Below are 19,621 nucleotides of genomic sequence, written 5' to 3' on the forward strand. Positions count from 1 at the left end.
TAATGCCTGGTGATAACGTGACTATCGACGTTGAGTTGATCCACCCAATCGCCGTTGAACAAGGTACTACTTTCTCTATCCGTGAAGGTGGACGTACCGTTGGTTCAGGTATGGTTACAGAAATCGAAGCTTAATTCGATTCCGTTCCCAGATAACAATTATAGTCAGACACTAAACCCCGTGAAAACGGGGTTTTTGTATGCTTTCTGTATTTAAGGAGTGATGAGGTTAGAAAGGCTTTAAGTGGATAGTTTTTTAGTCCGAATAGGATAGCTGTAGGTCGTACTGGTGTACAGAAAGTGAACTAGTATAAGGTATAATAAATGACTATGTTTGAAAGTGATCTAAATAAATCTACAATGGATAGGTTGATTTAAAAACAAAGTGACTTTCGTATTTTTCTTGTAAAGGTAATGAAGGATTCTTTGCTTCTGGTTATACAAACACACTAGAAAGTGGTATAATAGAATGGATTGTAAAATCTTGAATTGAGGGAAATCATGAAACATGTCTTCATCATCGGGAGTCGGGGACTTCCTGCTAAATATGGAGGATTTGAAACCTTTGTCGAGAAATTGACAGAGCATCAAATCTCTTCTCAAATCCAGTATCATGTGGCTTGCTTATCAGATGATGAAGCTTTTCATCATTTTGACTACAAGGGGGTAGACTGTTTTACAGTCAAGCCACCCAAGCTTGGTCCGGCCCGCGTAATTGCCTATGATATGATGGCTGTTTCCTATGCCCTCAAGTTTGCTAAGAAAGAGCAGATTGAACAGCCAATTTTTTACATTCTTGGAAATACGATTGGTGCTTTTATCTTTCCCTTTGCTCGTCGTATCCATCAGGCGGGCGGTAAATTCTTTATCAATCCTGACGGGTTGGAGTGGAAGCGGGCCAAATGGTCTAAGCCAGTCCAAGCTTATCTCAAATATTCTGAGAAGGTCATGACCAAGCATGCAGACTTGGTTATTGCGGACAATCAAGGCATCGAAAGCTATATTCAAAAAGCTTATCCTTGGTCTAAAACGACCTGTATCGCTTATGGAACCGATCTTTATCTGTCCAATCTGACGGAAAACGAAGGCAAGGTCAGGGTCTTCTTTGAAAAGTGGACCAGTAAGGAAAAAGACTATTACCTCATTGTCGGACGCTTCGTTCCGGAAAACAACTACGAAACCATCATTCAAGAATTTATGAAATCCAAGACCCAACGTGATTTGCTGATTATCTGCAATCATGAGGGCAATCCCTATTTTGAAGAGCTCAAGCAGAAAACGGGCTTTGACCGTGATTCTCGCATTAAGTTTGCAGGGACGGTCTATGATCAGAATTTGCTCAAATATATTCGTAATCATGCTTTTGCATACATACATGGACATGAGGTTGGTGGGACCAATCCGGGACTCTTGGAAGCACTGGCTCAGACAGATGCCAATCTGGTATTGGATGTGGATTTCAATCGGAAGGTAGCCAAGGAAACGGCTCTGTATTGGCAAAAAGAACCTGGCCAGCTGGCCCAGCTGATTGACCGAGTAGATGCTCAAACAGATTTTACGGAGCTAGGTCAAGCTGCCAAAGAAAATATGAAAGAAAACTACACCTGGGAAAAAATTGTGGGTGAATACGAGGATTTATTTTTATCATGAAAGTGACCATTCTTCTGTCCGCCTATAATGGGGAGCAGTTTCTGGCCGAGCAGATTAAGAGTATTCAAGAGCAGACATATAGGGACTGGCAGCTGCTGATTCGTGATGATGGCTCTACAGATGGGACGCGGGCTGTCATCGAAAACTTTTGCTGCAAGGATGACCGCATTGCTTTTATCAATCGGGAAAATCCACAAAATCTGGGTGTCATTCAGAGTTTTCATAGCCTGCTTCAATACCAAGATTCGGATTTCTATCTCTTTAGCGACCAAGATGACGTTTGGCTGCCAGACAAGATTGCTATGCAGTTGGCTGAGGCAGACAAGTATGATAGCAGTCAGCCCTTGCTGGTTTATACTGACTTGAAGGTCGTAGATCAAGAGCTGCAGGTTGTTCACGAAAGTATGATTCGCACTCAGTCAGATCACGCTAATACAGAACTAATCCAAGAGTTGACGGAGAATACGGTAACGGGCGGTGTTTCTATGATTAATCGCGCCTTGGCCCAACTTTGGACTGGAAAGGAAGAGCATGAACTGCTCATGCACGACTGGTATCTGGGCTTGCTGGCTGCGGCTTTTGGAAATCTAGTCTATATTGACAAGCCGGGTGAGCTCTATAGACAGCATTCGAATAATGTGTTGGGAGCTCGAACGCTCAGAAAACGCGTAAAAAACTGGGTTCGTCCCCATGTTCTTTTTGCCAAATATTGGAAATTGATAAAAGACAGTCAGACCCAGGCTAGAAATTTGCTGGTCCTGCCGCTGACTGCTGAAAATAGAGAGTTAATTGAGAACTTTGTGACCATTATAGAGGTGCCTTTTAAGGAGCGCTGGCGCAGAATTCGTCAGTATGGCTATCGTAAAAACCGCACTTTTCATACGCTTGTTTTTACGAGCCTCATTCTCACAAAGTTTGCTTATAAGGAGTAATATTCATGGATTTTTTTAATAGAAAAAACAGGATTCTCTTACGAGAGATGATTAAAACTGATTTTAAATTACGTTATCAAGGAAGCTTTATCGGACATCTATGGTCAATTTTAAAACCTTTGTTGCTATTTTCGATTATGTATCTTGTTTTCGTTCGATTTTTGAGATTTGATGATGGAACACCACATTATGCAGTATCTCTCCTTTTAGGAATGGTAACTTGGAATTTCTTTACAGAGGCAACTAATATGGGAATGATGTCAATTGTCTCGCGAGGTGATTTATTACGAAAGCTAAATTTTTCAAAGTCAATTATTATTTTTTCATCTATTGCAGGCGCAGCGATTAATTATGCTATTAATTTATTGGTAGTTACTGTTTTTGCTTTGATTAATGGTGTTCCTTTGACACTAGGATGGCTAATTATCCTCCCTTTGTTTGTTGAGTTGGTTTTAGTTTCTACAGGTTTTGCTTTTATTCTAGCAACTTTCTTTGTCAAATATCGTGACATTGGACCAATTTGGGAAGTAGTATTGCAGGCTGGCTTATATGCAACGCCAATTATTTACTCGCTTACGTTCATTATTCAACGAGGCCAAGTAACTATTGCTAAAATCATGATGCTTAATCCCCTTGCTCAAATTATTCAGGATTTACGTCATTTTGTTGTTTTTTCAGGAAGTATGCGTGGATGGGATTTGATCGGTAATCGTTTTATTTCTATCATTCCCTATATTTTGCCAATTTTCATTTTCTTGTTTGGTTACTATATTTTTAATAAAAATGCTAAGAGATTTGCGGAGATTTTATAATGTCAAATAATATTGCAGTAAAAGTCGACCATGTAAGTAAATTCTTTCGATTGCCTACTGAGGCTACTCAGAGTTTGAGAACTAGTTTGGTCAATCGTTTTAAGGGGATCAAGGGCTACAAAGAACAGCATGTTTTGAAAGATATTTCCTTTGAAGTTAAAAAAGGGGACTTCTACGGGATTGTCGGTCGCAATGGATCTGGTAAGTCTACCCTCCTGAAAATTATCTCTGAGATTTATATTCCGGAGAAGGGCAAGGTAACTATTGACGGTAAGTTGGTTTCCTTTATTGAACTGGGTGTTGGCTTCAATCCAGAACTAACTGGTCGCGAAAATGTCTATATGAATGGTGCGATGCTGGGATTCTCAACAGAAGAAGTAGATGCCATGTACGATGATATCGTGGAGTTTGCTGAGCTGGGCGAGTTTATGAACCAAAAGCTCAAGAACTACTCCAGCGGTATGCAAGTGCGTCTGGCCTTTTCTGTGGCCATCAAGGCTCAGGGTGATATTCTGATTTTGGATGAGGTCTTGGCTGTTGGAGACGAAGCCTTTCAGCGTAAGTGTAATGACTACTTCAAAGATCGTAAGGAGTCGGGCAAGACGACCATTCTGGTAACCCATGATATGGGAGCTGTTAAAAAGTATTGTAACAAGGCTGTCTTGATTGAAAATGGCTTAGTCAAAGCTATCGGTAATCCAGATGATGTGGCCAACCAGTACAGTTTTGATAATGCTGCTATTCAACCAATTAAAGAGTCTCAGGAATCTGAAAAATTAAGGGAACAAAGGCTTTTGGTTGAAGATTTTGAAGTGAAGCTATTATCAAAAGCGCAAGTTACTCCAGAACAAGAACTTGAATTTGAGTTTACATTTAAACAATTAGAAGATATTGAATCTCATATTGCTATGTCTTTTGTAGATATTAATACCAATTATGGCTATTACAATGACAATTCGATGGATCTAAAAACGCAAGGTATTGGAAAGAAAAAAATAATATATAAATGTAAACTTCCCTTTCTTAACCAAGCTCGGCTTAGATTAGAAGCAACTATTCGTGATTCAGAGAAACGGGTTCTAGCTTTTGCATCATCAGCAAAAGCACCGATTGTATTTATCGAAAGAAAAGATATTCCTGACAACGATAAATCTGCACTTGATTCTGCAACGGGACTATTGGTTAGAAATGGCAATTGGCATGAATTAAATGAGTAAAGGTCTTTAAAGGTTGAGATATGGGCAAAAGTATTTTATTTGTTTCACCAACAGGAACTTTGGATAACGGTGCTGAGAGATCTATTACAAATTTGATGGTTTATCTAGCACAGTTAGATTACAATATTTTTAATGTTTATCCTGAAAATGGCCATCCTACACATAGAGCGTATCGAGATAAATTACAGGATGCAGGTGTTAAATTATTTCCACTTACGACTGTAAAATGGTGGTGGGAAGAAGCGCCAGGGAATCTTCTTTTGTCGAAAGAAGAAAGAGTTCTGTTTTATCAAAAGAATATTCAAGATATAAGGGATATTATTTCAAAAAATAAAATTGATCTGGTTATTTCTAATACTGCGAATGTATTTCAGGGTGCTTTAGCAGCGGCTTGTGAATCAGTTCCACATTTTTGGCTTATTCACGAATTTCCCGAAAGAGAGTTTGCCTATTATGTAGACAAGTTCGATTTTATGCTTGATAATTCAGAAGAGGTTTTTGCTGTCCAAGGCAATTTGAAAAAGTCGCTGGAAAAAATTGGGAATCGAAATCTTAAGTTGCAATCGTTTATTCCTTTTACAGAAATCTCTAATGAATCACTTGGTAAGGGAGAACAAATAAGAATAGTTTCCGTTGGTTTAATTAATGAAAATAAAAATCAGATGGAGCTGTTGCAAGCCTATCTTAAGCTAGGAAGATTTGATATCCCCTTAATTTTTATAGGAGATTGGGAAGAAGAAATTAAGCAGGAATGTGACGAATTTATAGAGAAACATTCATTGACTCAGGTAAGGTTTTTAGGATATCGGAATCTTCCATGGAAAGAAATCACATCTTCGGATATCTGTGTTTTCAATTCTAAATCAGAATCGTTCTCCTTGGTTTTCATTGAGGCAATTCTAAAAGGAGTTCCTACAATTGTTTCTGATAATTTAGGATATTCTACAGTTCGTAATATTTTTAATACAGGATTTGTATATCCTCTAGGCAATATAGAATCTCTCACAGAAACTTTAGAAAATGTGATTGAGAATTTCCAAAATTATAAATGTGCTGCATTGGAGACCAGTCAGGTAGCTAAGCAACTATACACCATTGAAAATTGTTATAAAGCCCTTTTAAGCAGAATTGAAAAATCTTTGTCTCCTGTAAAGAATAGCCTGCAAGCAATTGAATTACTATTGGGAAATACTTTGCCAAACCATAGTGTATTTGATATTAAGAAGCAATTTGTAACATTCTTTTACTCAAAATTAGGAGAAAATTTTTCAGAAGAAAACAGTTTGAGATTTCCATTGGAATATTCTGATGAAATTTACGTTGAACTTCCTTCTGATGTTATGAGGTTGAGGGTTGATTTATCTGAGATTCCCAGTTATTATAAAAATGTAAAACTGCAGACCTATAAAAAACATGAGGAGATTCCCATTGATTTTACAAATGGAATAGCTTTAGCAGATAGTTTACTTTTCGGTAAAAATGATCCTCAAATTCATTATAATTTAGAGGGTATTTCTGAAACGCAATTTACCTTTTTTTATGAGATGAAAGATATTTTTGATCCAATGAGGGAAGGATCACTTTTAACTGAATTATCAGAACTTCAGTTAGACAATTTATCTTTGCAAGAAAGAATAATTCAATTAGAAGAGCAATACCAGGTATTAAACCAGCAATACCATGCTATAATCGGAAGCAGGCGTTGGCAGCTTTCGACTAAAATTATAAACTTCTTTAGGAGAAAGAAATGAAACGATTATTAATTTATGTTCATTTTAATAAATATGATCATATCAGCCGTCATGTTCATTATCAACTTGAGCATATGAGACCTTTATTTGAAAAATTAATCTTTATTTCAAATAGTCAACTTAGTGAATCTGAAGTTGATAAACTTCGTGAAAAGGGGTTGATTGATGTCTTCCTTCAACGGGAAAACATTGGTTATGATTTTGGTGCTTGGCATGATGGAATGGAGTTGGTTGGTTTTGAATCACTGAAAGAGTATGATTCAGTGACCGTCATGAATGATACTTGTTTTGGACCACTTTGGGATATGGGGCCAATTTATCAAAAATATGAATCAGATTCTGATATTGATTTTTGGGGAATGACGAATCATCAAGAAGTTAAGCAACGAAATTTGTTTATTAACGAGCATCTTCAATCTTATTTTATTTCTTTCAAGAAAAATCTAGTTCAATCAGAAATTTTTCAAATTTTTTGGAAATCTGTTGAAAATTATACAGATGTACAAAATGTTATTGACAATTATGAAACACAATATACGAAAAAATTTACTGATGCAGGATTCCAATATCAAGCTATTTTAAATACTCTTCCACTAAAGGAAGATTTTTTCCATAGTAATTTTACTATTCATTATCCACATATTCTTTTGGAATATAAGGTTCCTTTTATTAAAATTAAAACTTTTGATTTAAGTCAACATTTGTCTCCATATTTACTGAAAGAGATTGAAGAGGTATCCGACTATCCAGTAGAATTTATCTTGTCCCATATGTCAGATGTCAGTCAGCCAACTCCACCTTATCTGATTGATAGAAAGATCCTTCAAAATAAAAAAGATGCATATTCAAACAAGAAGAAAGTAGCAATACATCTTCATACTTTTTATGTAGACCTCTTAGAAGAATTTTTGGATGGATTCCAATATTTTAATTTTGATTATGACCTATTTTTAACAACAGATTTGAAAAATAAAAAATCAGAAATTGAAATTATTTTAGCAAAACGGCATCAAAAAGCGAATATTTATTTAACAGGAAATCGTGGACGAGACATTATTCCTATGTTGAAGCTAAAGGAAGAGCTATCGTCTTATGATTACATTGGACATTTCCATACCAAAAAGTCCCCAGAATATCCATATTGGGTTGGAGATTCTTGGAGAAATGAACTTTTTGATATGCTGATAAAACCTGCCAATTCGATTCTCGCTAATTTAGAAAATAATGAACGATTGGGACTTGTGATTGCAGATATACCAACCTTTTTCCGCTATACAAAGATTGTAGATCCTTTAAATGAAAATAAATTTGCGGACGATATGAATATCCTTTGGGAAAGAATGAATATCGATCGAGCTATAGATTTTAATAGTTTGAACACTTTTATTATGAGTTATGGTACATTTATATGGTTCAAATATGATGCATTAAAGCCTTTGTTTGACTTAGAACTTAGAGATGAGGATATTCCGGAAGAGCCACTTCCGCAGCATACAATATTACACTCTATTGAGCGCATTTTAGTATATCTAGCTTGGTCGCAGAGATTTGATTATGCTATTTCTCGAAATGAAATATATATCACACCTTTTGTTGATAATAATGTTTTAAATATTCGTCCAGACACCTTACCAAATACCTATGTGAACTTTGATAATATAGGGGGGTTAAAAGGTGCGACTAAATATATTTTCCTTGGGCCAGCAAGTGCAATAAAATATATTGTTAAGAGGATGATTAGAAAGATTAGGAATTAGATTAAAATGTTTGGAAAAAGAAAGTGTAAAATAGATTATAGTTCTTTTTATGCTAAATACAAAGATTATCAATTTACGGTACTTAAATATCTATTCTCTATTATAATTAGCTTTTTAACGTTGAAGACAACAGGGAATTTACTATATGTCATTATTCCTTTACTAGAGTTGATTATTATTTTTCTTGTTTCAAATTTTATCATTAAAAAAAATCAAATTATTGGTTGCTTTATTAATAATTTGTTTATTCTCTTTTATAACGTCGAGATATTAGTTCTTTTTTTTGGAAATAGCTTTGTAACTCTTATTATGTTAAGTAATCTAAGCTCTTGGGAGGCTCTTAAAGGAAGAATTTTTATTTTTGGTTTAGGTATTGTTTTATTATTAACCTTTAGTTTCCTACCGACTAAGTATGTTGAAACACAGAATAAGATTACCTACTACCTTTATAAATATAATGTTGTTTCTCTGTTTCTTTTGAGTGCTGCACTCACTCTAAACTTATCTTTGGGAGGATTCTTTGGTTTTAAGTATTCTCCAGGTAAGTCGGTCTATGATTTAGCAGTTGCTGAGTATGATTATATTCAGCTGATTCAAAAAGCGGAAAGAGAGTCTACAGAGAAGAAAAAACTTTTCTACAAAGAGGAAGTTGGAGACTTTATCAAAAAGCCGAAAAATATACCAGAAAAACCTAATGTGATTCTTATTTTTACAGAGGGAATGTCTCAGCATATTATTGATGATGAGAGAAATATCACTCCTAATATTAAAGAATTACAATCTAAATCTTTGAATTTTTCAAATTATTATAATCATACCTTTGCAACTTATAGAGGGATAATTGGTCAACTGTATTCAGGTTATCAGTTAGATAATTCTGATCAGAACCATCTGATTTCTCTGCAGAGTATTTTGAAGAAAGAAGGTTATCATACTTCTTTTATTAATACAGAAGCTCATAATGAAGAATTCACTTCTTATTTAAACCATTTAGGTTTTGATTCTGTTCTAGATGCACAGCCTTCTAAGGGGGAGGAAAGTACATTCGATAAGGATGCCTATAAAGAACTTAATAAATTGATGGCTAATCAGCCTGATGGGCAGCCTTTCTTTATCTCAATGTATACTTTTGGTACACATATTGGCATGAATTCATTTGATAGAAAATACTCAGATGGAAATGACCGTTTGTTAAACCGTTTTTATGATTTAGATATACAATTTGGGAAATTCATCGAAAAATTTAACAATAGTAAATATTCGGAAAATACAATTTTAGTCTTCACAACCGACCATGCAACTTATGTTGATGATGAATACAGAAAGTCATTTCCTAATCAGTCGAGAGGAATGGGCAATCTTGACAAAGTACCTTTTTTCATCTATTATAAAGGAGTCGATCCTCAAATACTAGATGCTCAGGGGCAAAATTCTGTTAACCTTACTCCAACTATTTTAGATTATTTAGATATTTCTAGGGAAAATTATTTCTTAGGTAATTCATTATTTGCTAATAAGGAGTACAGGACAGTTTTTAGCAGCTTATTTGTTTCAGAATTAACTTATGCAAATACATCTGATGCTACAGTTCGATACTTATCTAAACACGAAGAAGAAAATATGGAGACGTATATTGTGGATTATTATTCCTCAGCAAGATGGTAAGACTGTTGTAACAATAGTGTTTTTTATAAAACAAGGAGATAGAATATAAAATGAAAGAAAAAATTGCGGTATTGCTTCCAGCATATAATGAAGAAATAACTATTCAAAAGGTTATAACGGATTTTCAGACAGTTCTACCTCAAGCAGACATTTATGTTTATGATAACAATTCCAAGGATAGAACCAATGAACTAGCTAGAAAAGCTGGAGTTTTTGTAAAATTTGAGCCTAGGCAAGGCAAAGGGAATGTAGTTCGTTCTATGTTCAGAGAAATTGATGCAGATTATTATATTATGGCTGATGCAGATGATACTTATCCAGCAGCTGAAGTTGAAAAATTGCTAGCTCCTTTGCGTTCGGGAATGGCTGATATGACAATTGGAGATCGTCTTTCCAATGGAACCTATTCCCAAGAAAATAAACGTGGTTTCCATGATTTTGGTAATAATTTAGTCAAGTACTTGATTAACTCTCTATATAAGGGGAGCTACAATGATATTATGACAGGCTATCGTGGCTTTAACCGACTCTTTGTTAAGACATTTCCTGTCTTGTCTCCAGGATTTGAAATTGAAACAGAGCTATCTATTCATGCTATGGATAAGCGTTTCAAACTAGTAGAAGTACCAATCACTTACAAGGATCGTCCTGAGGGAAGTGAGTCTAAACTCAGCACGTTTTCTGATGGCTTTAAGGTTCTCAAAATGATTTTTAGTCTATTTAAAGACTATAAACCATTGGTATTCTTTTCTATTTTAGCTTTTTTATTATTTTTGGTAGGACTTATTATTGGATTACCCGTTATTGCAGAGTTTGCTAATACGGGCCTGATTGACAAATTGCCATCAGCAGTTTTAGCGACAGGATTTATGATTTTGGCAGGTTTGTTTTTTATTGCTGGTATCATTTTAGATACAGTAGTTCGACAAAACCGAATGCAATATGAACTCGAGGTTTATCAATACTATGATTAATGCTTTTAATAAGACTATAAAATACAGATATGCTCTAGCTCTGGTAGTCTTTATTCTTGGATTAGCACTGAATCTTAATGGTAGTTCCATAGCGAGCTGGAATAGAATAGGGGTGACTGAGCTTCAGAATGGAGTTCAGTCAAAATCAAGAATTGAAGGAGATGGTAGCCAATGGTTATCACCTTTTTCAAATACAGATGGTGTTATTTTTGGTATTCCAAGAGGAATTAGATCTGATGAATGGATGGTTCAAACTTCCTTTTTTATCTCCCAGGCTAATTCTGGCAATCAACTTGTCAATGAGAATTATGGTTTGTCTGGTCAGAATATGATTGTAGCTTATCATTCACCAGTCAATCATATTTCTATTTTGGGTAAACCATTTAACTGGGGAGCTTTATTCCTCAGTCCTTCTCGTGCTCTATCCTGGTATTGGTGCTTTAAGATTATTACTCTTATTCTTTTGTCTTTTGAGTTTATTATGATTTTGACAAAGGGAAATAAGGTGTTGTCTTTTATAGCGGCTTTCTTTATCACTTATACACCAGTCGTACAGTGGTGGTTCATGCAGCATTTGGGAGATGTAGTCTGGTTTACTTTACTAGCTTTGGTTTCTATTTATTATTATTTTAGTTCTGAAAAATTAATTGCTAAGGTCAGTTTTGCAGCACTTCTATCCAGTAGTCTGATTGGCTTTGTTTTAGTTATTTATCCCGCATTTCAAGTTGTTTTTGCCTATATTATTTTGATATATTTTCTCGTGAAGTTTTTTACAGCTTTGAGAAAAAAGCAACTGTCCAGAAATGATTGGATCATTATGTTTACAACGCTTTGTGTTACTGCGGTGATTCTGGGAGTTAGTATTTATCAAAGTTTAGATGCTATTATTGCATCATTAGAAACAGTCTATCCAGGCAGTCGAGTTTCTACAGGTGGAGGAATTCCTCTCACATTTCTAGTCACTATATTTTTAAATCTCTTTCTGCCTTATAAGCTTCCTACTATATTAAATCAAGTAGAATTAGCCTCTTCTCTTAATTTTCTTCCTTTTATGCTCTTGGCTTTGCCTTTTATCATATATAAGAAGCAGATTAAGGAAAATCTATTTGGAATTCTGTTGTCTTTGTACAGTGTATTTCTCATGCTGTATATATTCGTTGGTGTCCCAGAATGGTTAGCAAAAATTACTTTATTCAGTTATGTGACATCAGGAAGAGCCTGGCAGGCTTTGGCTGTTATAGCAGTATTTATTAGTTTTTGGTTCATTGACTTTGTTTGGAAAATGGAATGCAAGAAGCTTTTTAAAGTTCTTCTGCCTATAAGTATACTTAGTTTTATTCTCTTTGCCTATTTGATATCTTACAATCAGGTTTATAAGGATTATATCTCAAGAAGCTATATATTACTGTCAGCTTTTCTGCTTTTCTTAACATTTTTGCTAGGAATTTTAAAATATAAGAAACTATTTACTCTATCTATGTTAATTTTATCTTTATTAACAGGTTTTACAGTAAATCCAATTGTTAGAGGAACAGCAGTTGTTGAGAACAAAAAGCTAGGAATAGCAATTAAAGACATAGTCAAAAGAAATCCACAATCTATCTGGTTGACGGATAACAACATGCTTTATAATTATCCGCAAATGTTTGGAGCAAAAATGATTAATGGTGTTCGCTTTTATCCAGATATAGAAGAAATGAAGAAGATAGATATCAATGGTAAATATGTTAATGAGTGGAATCGTTATGCTCATATTAAGCCAATTTTAGTTGATGGTGAAGTAAGTATGTCTAACAGTAGTCCAGATGTTTTAGATATGCAAGTCAACACTGCAACTTTAAAAGAATTACATGTTAATTATGTTATTTCAAGTCGAGATTTAGCGATCAAGTTTGGGAAAGAATTCCAACTCCTATATGGTCCTGATAAAGACGGAAATAGAATTTATCAAATTAATGCGGAGTATTAATAATAAATATATTAGGAGAGTACATAAATGGAGAGAATTGAAAAATTATTAGGAATAAAAGATAAAGCATATGCTAGCCATGTTTTTATAGCACTTTGTATTAGTTTTGTTGTCGCTTTAGGTGCAGTACTATATAGAAATCCCGGTTCTTGGATGGATGAACAATCTCATTATTATAGAGCGATTCAAATTAGTAATGGTGATGTTTACAAAAATGATAATGGGAATATGGCTTTATTTGGAGGAATGGTATCAGAAACTCAGCAATCTTTTATGGATTATTTTATAAAAAATGGGCCTAACCATACGTTTGGTTTATATCCTTTATCAGAGGTTGGTAAATTACAGTATTCTGAAAAAAACAGATTTCAAGCGGCTACCAATGCCGTTCCTTATCATCCTCTTGTTTACTTTCCCTATGTCTTGATTGTCTTATTGAATAAAATTTTGCATTTAACTCCAGCAACTGAATTCATTTTTATGAGATTATCCGGATTGACCTTTGCCTTTTTCGTTTTAATATTGTCAATTCGAATAATGCCATTTAGTAAGTGGACAATTGCTGCGCTATGTCTTCATCCTACAATCTTATTAACAAACAGCGCTATTTCAGCTGATGTTTTTACAAATGTTTCTATCATTTTTTTTGTAGCTTGTTTAACTAAAGTCACCTATAAAGTAGCAAAGTTAAAAACTTTTCAAAAGTTAGATGCAATACAACTAGGAATATCGATTATCTTAGTTTCTCTAGCTAAAGTACCAGCTTTCTTAATTATAATATCTGTTTTCCCGATGCTCTATTTTGCAAATAAAGAAAAGCTAACTAGTAGATTTATAAATTTTTTTCTGTTATTTACTTTATTCTTCTCAATACTTTGTTCATTACTATTGATTGTATTGATAAAGGATGTAAATACAGGTGCTTATTTTGGGAGAAATGTAAATACCTTTAAGCAGTTATCTCATATTTTTTCAAATATTTTTAAATTTATAAGCATGTATCTTCGAGAGATTTTCTCGTATGATTATACAGTGATTCAGCTAGGGTATGCAGAGGAAGTGACTTATCAAAAGCCTCCTATCCTAGTTTCTATACTGTATTATGTTGCCTATGGACTCAGTTGGCTTTATCAAGAAAAAGAATATAGAGTGACTAAAATAGATATTAAAAAATTCAATTTAATTCAAATAGGCAAAATATTCTCTTTCTTTGCGATTATTTTATCCACCTTCCTTATTTTATATCTTCAATTTTCTCTCGTTGGTTCTGATATAATTGAAGGAGTTCAACAAAGGTATTTTATCGCCTATAGCTTGCTATTACTGACATTTATACCCAATATAGCAAAACTTAAACGAACATTTCTCAATGGTATAGTAGTTGTGACGTACTTTCCTTTGGTTACTTATATAATTTACTTCTTTACTCAAATTTTCTAAATAATATTTCTAAACTTAAAATTCATAAATAAAAAATAGAATAGGCAAGTCTACCTGTTCTATTTTTTCTTAATTTATGCTAAACTAGTAGTATGGGGGTGTGAGCATGATAAAGATTTTCGGTAAGGTTCGCTATCACTGGCAGCCAGATGTAGCCATCCTGATAATATATTGGTCTTTATCGGTCATTCCGATTTTTGTTGGCCTGGCTTTGATGTATGAAAGCTCACGAGTGCCAACTCTTGTTCTGTTTTCTTTCTTCTTGTTCATGGTTTTGTTGGGAATGGGAGTTCATCGTTATTTTACCATTTATGACGATGGAACCTTGCGAATTATCACAGCCAATCCCTTTACTCCGATAAAGGTCAAGATTTCAGATATTGAAAAAGTCGAAGTGACTAAGACATCAATTACCTTATATTTTAAAGGGCAGAGCCGCAGCCGGAGTTTTTGTATGCGCAAGTGGCCTAAAAAATATTTTGTCAATGCCTTGGCCCTTAATGAGCATTTTAAGGGTGAGGTAGAATTAGTAGATAATTTTACCCATATTGACTATTTTGAAGCTTACTATGGTAGTCAGTCCAAAAAATCCTAGTCTTTCAAAAGAGCTCGGGTTGGGCAGTTTTTGATGGCTTCCACGACATCGGAATCCTCAGTGATTTCCTTTTCTAGGAGCTGGTCGTCCTGGTAAAATTTGACGATGCCATTGTCATGATAGTCAAAGAGATCAGAGTAGGTTTGACAAAGCCCACAGGCAATGCACCGTTCGGGAATGAGTGTTACTTTCATACCCATATTGTAATAAGATTTTAAGAAAAACTCAAGGAGGAAGTCATGGAAAAAGAACCATGGGAAGAAGATGTATACGATAACGGAGAAGATAAGTTGAAACGAACTAAGAAGTTTAGCGCCTTGAATGCAGACCGCTTGTTGACCATATTAACCATTATTTTCTGTATTTTAGTGGTTGCGGTGGTGTGCTTCCTGACCTATCTGTCTACTGGTGGAAGTAATAGACAGACCCAAATGGAAGGTTTCTACGGCACTTCAGCAGCAAGTTCCAGCAGTGAAGCGTCTTCTACAGCAGAGCAGACAGCGGCAAATACCACAGAATCCTCTGAAGGAACTCTGACTGTTCAGCCTGGCGAAGGAGAAGCAGCCATTGCAGCGCGTGCAGGTATTTCTATTGCCAAGCTTGAACAGCTGAACCCTTCTCATATGTCCACTGGTTCTTGGTATGCCAATCCAGGTGATGTTGTGAAGATTGAGTAGGAGCCAGCCATGAAACAGATTCAAATTGCGATTGACGGTCCTGCTTCCAGTGGAAAATCGACTGTCGCCAAGATTATTGCCAAGGACTTTGGCTATACTTATTTAGATACAGGAGCCATGTACCGGGCTGCAACCTATCTGGCTCTGCGGCATCATCTGACAGAAGCAGACGCCACTGAAATTGTAGACTTGCTCAATAATCATTCGGTCAGTTTTGGTCGAGCAGAAGATGGCGAGCAGCTAGTCTTTGTCGGCGATGTGGATGTGACTCACCCAATTCGGGAAAATGAAGTTACCAATAATGTTTCCTGGGTATCAGCCATTCCTCAAGTTCGTGAGAAACTGGTGGCCTTGCAGCAGCAAATTGCAGCTCAGGGAGGGATTGTCATGGATGGCCGTGATATTGGAACGGTTGTCTTGCCTCAGGCTGAGCTCAAGATTTATCTGGTAGCTTCGGTTGATGAAAGAGCTGAGCGCCGTTATAAGGAAAATCTATCTAAAGGAATTCCTGCTGACTTGGAGAAACTGAAAGAAGAAATTGCAGAGCGGGATTATAAGGACAGTCACCGCGAGGTTTCACCATTGAGACCGGCAGAAGATGCCCTTCATTTTGATACTACGGGTGTTGGTATTTCTGAAGTTGTTGCATTTATCGAAGAAAAAGCGAAAAAAATTATTGACAAATAAAATGAAACTTGGTATGATAGTAGAGTTGAGAAAAGCAGAAGTGAGAACTTCTCGCCTTGCGACTAACGTTGTCTGGCTCTACAGGATTCAGTTTCAGTAATGAAATACTATCGTGTAGTGCGGGTTTGCGTTAGCAGGTCCGCACTTGTTTTTCTCTAAAAATAAAAAAAGAGGTGAAAACCATAGCAAAACAAGACTTATTCATCAATGATGAAATTCGTGTGCGTGAAGTTCGCTTGATCGGTCTTGACGGCGAACAATTAGGTATTAAACCGCTGAGCGAAGCGCAGTCTCTTGCGGATGAAGCAAATGTCGATTTGGTCCTGATTCAGCCACAAGCTAAACCACCTGTTGCAAAAATTATGGACTACGGTAAGTTCAAATTTGAGTACCAGAAGAAACAAAAAGAACAACGTAAAAAACAAAGTGTTGTTACTGTGAAAGAAGTTCGTCTAAGTCCAACTATTGACAAGGGTGACTTTGATACAAAACTTCGCAATGCACGCAAATTCCTTGAAAAAGGAAATAAAGTTAAGGTATCTATTCGCTTTAAGGGTCGTATGATTACCCATAAAGAGATTGGTGCAAAAGTTTTAGCCGAGTTTGCTGAAGCAACTCAAGATATTGCCATCATCGAACAACGTGCTAAAATGGATGGACGTCAAATGTTCATGCAATTGGCGCCAGCGACTGACAAAAAATAATTGTCAGAAAGTTAAATAAAGGAGAAAAAATCATGCCAAAACAAAAAACACACCGCGCATCAGCTAAACGTTTCAAACGTACAGGTTCTGGTGGACTTAAACGTTTCCGTGCTTACACTTCTCACCGTTTCCACGGAAAAACTAAGAAACAACGTCGTCATCTTCGTAAAGCATCTATGGTGCATTCAGGAGATTACAAACGTATCAAAGCAATGCTTACTCGCTTGAAATAATAGCCTAACAGTAAGTAAACAATTCTAGGAAATATTTGGAGGAAATAAAACATGGCACGTGTTAAAGGTGGCGTTGTATCACGCAAACGTCGTAAACGTATTCTTAAATTAGCAAAAGGTTACTATGGAGCTAAACACATCTTGTTCCGTACTGCAAAAGAACAAGTAATGAACTCTTACTACTATGCATACCGTGACCGTCGTCAGAAAAAACGTGACTTCCGCAAATTGTGGATCACTCGTATCAACGCGGCAGCTCGTATGAACGGACTTTCATACTCACAATTGATGCATGGTTTGAAATTGGCTGAGATCGAAGTTAACCGTAAAATGCTTGCTGACTTGGCTGTTAACGATGCAGCAGCTTTCACAGCTCTTGCAGATGCAGCTAAAGCTAAGCTTGGTAAATAATTAAAATAAGAACCGAGGATTTCCTTGGTTCTTTTTCGATAACTCTTAATGAAAAGTATAAAGAGAGAAATAGCCTGCAATGTACTTATAGTATAGATAAAGGCTTGTTGCAGATGAAATAGCTCTCATGATAAAGCTAGTTAAAAATAGGGATTTGCGATATAATAGAAAAAACAGACATTTATGTAAATAAAAAATCAGTAGAATGGAGAAATTATGTCAGAGAATCGTTTAGCTTGGGATCAGTATTTTGCGGCTCAGGCTCTCTTAATCGCTAATCGCTCAACCTGTAAGCGAGCCAAGGTTGGCGCTGTATTGGTCAAGGATAATAAGGTTATTTCAACTGGTTACAATGGCTCAGTTTCAGGGACTGAGCACTGTATTGACCATGAATGCTTGGTCATTGATGGTCACTGCGTACGGACCTTGCATGCTGAGGTCAATGCCATCTTGCAAGGAGCCGAGCGGGGAGTTCCCAAGGGCTTTACGGCTTATGTGACTCATTTTCCTTGTCTCAACTGTACCAAGCAACTGCTTCAGGTCGGCTGCAAACGGGTGGTCTACATTAACCAATATCGCATAGATGACTATGCTCAGTATCTCTATAAGGAAAAAGAGGTGGAATTAGTTCATCTGCCACTGGATGATGTCAAGAAGGCTATCGCTCAGACAGATTTGGTTTAGTGTACTTTAAATTTTTAAGATTAGTAGTCTAATTATTCCAAGTAAATCTAAATAATAAAGCTATAGTTTTCGGCTATAGCTTTTTCTATTTAAAAAATTCTGAATTTTTTAGCGAAAAGTGGTATAATGAAGAAGTTATATAGTCCCGATAAGGTGGTAGTTATTTCTATCAGTACTTTGTAACTCTATAACAATTTATTTAAGGGGGGACATTTATATGTCAGAACGTAAACTTTTCACGTCTGAATCTGTATCGGAGGGACATCCCGATAAGATTGCAGACCAAATTTCCGATGCTATTTTGGATGCTGTCTTGAGTCAGGATCCAGATGCCCATGTGGCTGCTGAAACAGCCGTTTATACAGGCTCAGTTCATGTTTTTGGTGAAATTTCAACCACAGCCTATGTAGATATTAACCGTGTGGTTCGTGATACCATTGCAGAGATTGGCTACACCAATACGGAGTATGGCTTTTCAGCAGAGACAGTCGGTGTGCATCCGTCTTTGGTGGAGCAGTCACCAGATATTGCACAGGGTGTCAATGAAGCTCTGGAGGTTCGTGGGAATACAGACCAAGATCCATTGGACTTAATCGGAGCTGGTGACCAAGGGCTTATGTTTGGCTTTGCTGTGGATGAAACGCCAGAGCTCATGCCGCTGCCTATCTCGCTCAGCCATAAGCTTGTTCGTCGATTGGCAGAGTTGCGCAAATCAGGAGAGATTGCCTATCTGCGTCCAGATGCTAAGTCACAGGTGACTGTTGAGTATGATGAAAATGACCAGCCTGTACGCGTGGATACAGTGGTTATTTCGACCCAACATGACCCAGAAGTGACCAATGAAGAGATTCATCGTGATGTGATTGAAAAGGTAATTAAAGCAGTTATTCCAGCCCAGTATTTGGATGATAAGACGAAATTCTTCATCAATCCAACCGGACGCTTTGTAATTGGGGGTCCGCAAGGAGATTCTGGCTTGACTGGCCGTAAGATTATTGTGGATACTTACGGCGGTTATGCTCGTCACGGTGGCGGTGCCTTCTCTGGTAAGGATGCGACCAAGGTCGACCGCTCAGCTTCATACGCAGCTCGCTACATTGCTAAAAATATCGTGGCTGCTGGACTGGCCAAGAAGGCAGAAGTTCAGTTAGCCTATGCTATTGGTGTGGCTCAGCCGGTATCTATTCGAATCGATACTTTTGGGACTGGCACTGTTGCAGAAAGCAAGCTTCAGGAAGCAGTACGTCAGATTTTTGATCTGCGTCCGGCCGGTATCATTCAAATGCTGGATCTAAAACGACCAATCTACCGTCAGACAGCAGCTTATGGCCACATGGGTAGGACAGACATTGACCTGCCTTGGGAAAAGTTGGATAGGGTGGACGCTTTGAAAGCAGCAGTGCAGTAAGAAGACAGTTCTCAATCGTCATGATTGGGAACTTTTCTATTTTCTAAAGAAAAAGT

The 19,621-nt window shown here is 36.5% G+C and carries 19 protein-coding genes, 1 pseudogene and 1 other annotated feature; of the genes and pseudogenes, 19 read left to right on the forward strand and 1 reads right to left on the reverse strand.

The genetic code is table 11. The features are described from left to right. The 12 genes and pseudogenes from tuf to RYK49_RS09810 form a co-directional block, all read left to right on the forward strand. A pseudogene (gene tuf / locus RYK49_RS09755) lies at nt 1-134 on the forward strand (elongation factor Tu); the annotation flags it as partial. Between the two features lie 366 nt (nt 135-500). Further along, nucleotides 501-1,649 (forward strand): beta 1-4 rhamnosyltransferase Cps2T, encoded by a 1,149-nt coding sequence (gene cps2T, locus RYK49_RS09760; protein ID WP_314830973.1) that lies wholly within the window; start codon nt 501-503, stop codon nt 1,647-1,649. Beyond that, complete coding sequence (locus RYK49_RS09765; protein ID WP_314830972.1) at nt 1,646-2,581, forward strand: glycosyltransferase family 2 protein; 936 nt, start codon at nt 1,646-1,648, stop codon at nt 2,579-2,581. The genes cps2T and RYK49_RS09765 overlap by 4 nt, the downstream gene beginning before the upstream one ends. Nucleotides 2,582-2,586: 5 nt before the next feature. Further along, nucleotides 2,587-3,393, forward strand: coding sequence for an ABC transporter permease (locus tag RYK49_RS09770; protein WP_314830971.1), 807 nt, complete (start codon nt 2,587-2,589; stop codon nt 3,391-3,393). Next, nucleotides 3,393-4,610 carry an ABC transporter ATP-binding protein gene (locus tag RYK49_RS09775; protein ID WP_314830970.1) on the forward strand — a complete coding sequence of 406 codons (1,218 nt, stop codon included), beginning with the start codon at nt 3,393-3,395 and terminating at the stop codon, nt 4,608-4,610. The genes RYK49_RS09770 and RYK49_RS09775 overlap by 1 nt, the downstream gene beginning before the upstream one ends. A gap of 20 nt (nt 4,611-4,630) precedes the next feature. Beyond that, a complete protein-coding gene (locus tag RYK49_RS09780) occupies nt 4,631-6,361 on the forward strand; it encodes a glycosyltransferase family 4 protein (RefSeq protein WP_314830969.1) in 1,731 nt (576 codons plus the stop codon). Next, the gene (locus RYK49_RS09785) at nt 6,358-8,118 is read left to right on the forward strand and encodes a rhamnan synthesis F family protein (RefSeq protein ID WP_314830968.1); all 1,761 of its coding nucleotides are present in this window, start codon (nt 6,358-6,360) and stop codon (nt 8,116-8,118) included. Before RYK49_RS09780 ends, RYK49_RS09785 begins: the two co-directional genes overlap by 4 nt. A gap of 6 nt (nt 8,119-8,124) precedes the next feature. After that, the gene (locus tag RYK49_RS09790; RefSeq protein WP_314830967.1) at nt 8,125-9,783 is read left to right on the forward strand and encodes a sulfatase-like hydrolase/transferase; all 1,659 of its coding nucleotides are present in this window, start codon (nt 8,125-8,127) and stop codon (nt 9,781-9,783) included. A 50-nt stretch (nt 9,784-9,833) separates the two neighbouring features. Further along, complete coding sequence (locus RYK49_RS09795) at nt 9,834-10,757, forward strand: glycosyltransferase family 2 protein (RefSeq protein WP_314830966.1); 924 nt, start codon at nt 9,834-9,836, stop codon at nt 10,755-10,757. Next, the gene (locus tag RYK49_RS09800) at nt 10,750-12,726 is read left to right on the forward strand and encodes a hypothetical protein (protein WP_314830965.1); all 1,977 of its coding nucleotides are present in this window, start codon (nt 10,750-10,752) and stop codon (nt 12,724-12,726) included. The genes RYK49_RS09795 and RYK49_RS09800 overlap by 8 nt, the downstream gene beginning before the upstream one ends. A 27-nt stretch (nt 12,727-12,753) precedes the next feature. Beyond that, entirely contained in the window at nt 12,754-14,166 is a 1,413-nt protein-coding gene (locus RYK49_RS09805) for a DUF2142 domain-containing protein (protein ID WP_314830964.1), read from the forward strand. Nucleotides 14,167-14,272: 106 nt separating this feature from the next. Further along, on the forward strand, nt 14,273-14,761 hold the full coding sequence (locus RYK49_RS09810) for an EbsA family protein (RefSeq protein ID WP_002895031.1): 489 nt from the start codon (nt 14,273-14,275) through the stop codon (nt 14,759-14,761). Here RYK49_RS09810 and RYK49_RS09815 read toward each other — a convergent pair. Continuing rightward, the gene (locus tag RYK49_RS09815) at nt 14,758-14,955 is read right to left on the reverse strand and encodes a ferredoxin (protein ID WP_314830963.1); all 198 of its coding nucleotides are present in this window, start codon (nt 14,953-14,955) and stop codon (nt 14,758-14,760) included. The two genes, RYK49_RS09810 and RYK49_RS09815, sit on opposite strands and share 4 nt — an antisense overlap. 45 nt (nt 14,956-15,000) lie before the next feature. Here RYK49_RS09815 and RYK49_RS09820 point away from each other — a divergent pair, with 45 nt between their 5' ends. The 7 genes from RYK49_RS09820 (at nt 15,001) to metK (ending at nt 19,565) form a co-directional block, all read left to right on the forward strand. Continuing rightward, the gene (locus RYK49_RS09820; RefSeq protein ID WP_002895035.1) at nt 15,001-15,438 is read left to right on the forward strand and encodes an SAG1386/EF1546 family surface-associated protein; all 438 of its coding nucleotides are present in this window, start codon (nt 15,001-15,003) and stop codon (nt 15,436-15,438) included. Nucleotides 15,439-15,447: 9 nt separating this feature from the next. Then, on the forward strand, nt 15,448-16,125 hold the full coding sequence (gene cmk / locus RYK49_RS09825; RefSeq protein WP_101771548.1) for a (d)CMP kinase: 678 nt from the start codon (nt 15,448-15,450) through the stop codon (nt 16,123-16,125). A gap of 26 nt (nt 16,126-16,151) precedes the next feature. Next, nucleotides 16,152-16,282 (forward strand) — a sequence feature (ribosomal protein L20 leader region). Nucleotides 16,283-16,298: 16 nt separating this feature from the next. Then, nucleotides 16,299-16,829 carry a translation initiation factor IF-3 gene (infC, locus tag RYK49_RS09830; protein ID WP_314865593.1) on the forward strand — a complete coding sequence of 177 codons (531 nt, stop codon included), beginning with the start codon at nt 16,299-16,301 and terminating at the stop codon, nt 16,827-16,829. A gap of 32 nt (nt 16,830-16,861) precedes the next feature. Beyond that, nucleotides 16,862-17,062: a 50S ribosomal protein L35 gene (gene rpmI / locus RYK49_RS09835; RefSeq protein WP_001125943.1), complete on the forward strand. Its 201-nt coding sequence runs from the start codon at nt 16,862-16,864 to the stop codon at nt 17,060-17,062. A gap of 51 nt (nt 17,063-17,113) precedes the next feature. Then, nucleotides 17,114-17,473, forward strand: coding sequence for a 50S ribosomal protein L20 (gene rplT / locus RYK49_RS09840; protein ID WP_000124834.1), 360 nt, complete (start codon nt 17,114-17,116; stop codon nt 17,471-17,473). 216 nt (nt 17,474-17,689) lie between these two features. Continuing rightward, nucleotides 17,690-18,157 carry a deaminase gene (locus RYK49_RS09845; protein ID WP_002895042.1) on the forward strand — a complete coding sequence of 156 codons (468 nt, stop codon included), beginning with the start codon at nt 17,690-17,692 and terminating at the stop codon, nt 18,155-18,157. 217 nt (nt 18,158-18,374) lie between these two features. Then, on the forward strand, nt 18,375-19,565 hold the full coding sequence (gene metK / locus RYK49_RS09850; protein ID WP_314865596.1) for a methionine adenosyltransferase: 1,191 nt from the start codon (nt 18,375-18,377) through the stop codon (nt 19,563-19,565). Nucleotides 19,566-19,621: the final 56 nt, after the last annotated feature.

Origin of the sequence: uncultured Streptococcus sp. (assembly GCF_963525625.1) — a bacterium.
In the GTDB taxonomy this organism is placed as follows: Bacteria; Bacillota; Bacilli; order Lactobacillales; family Streptococcaceae; genus Streptococcus.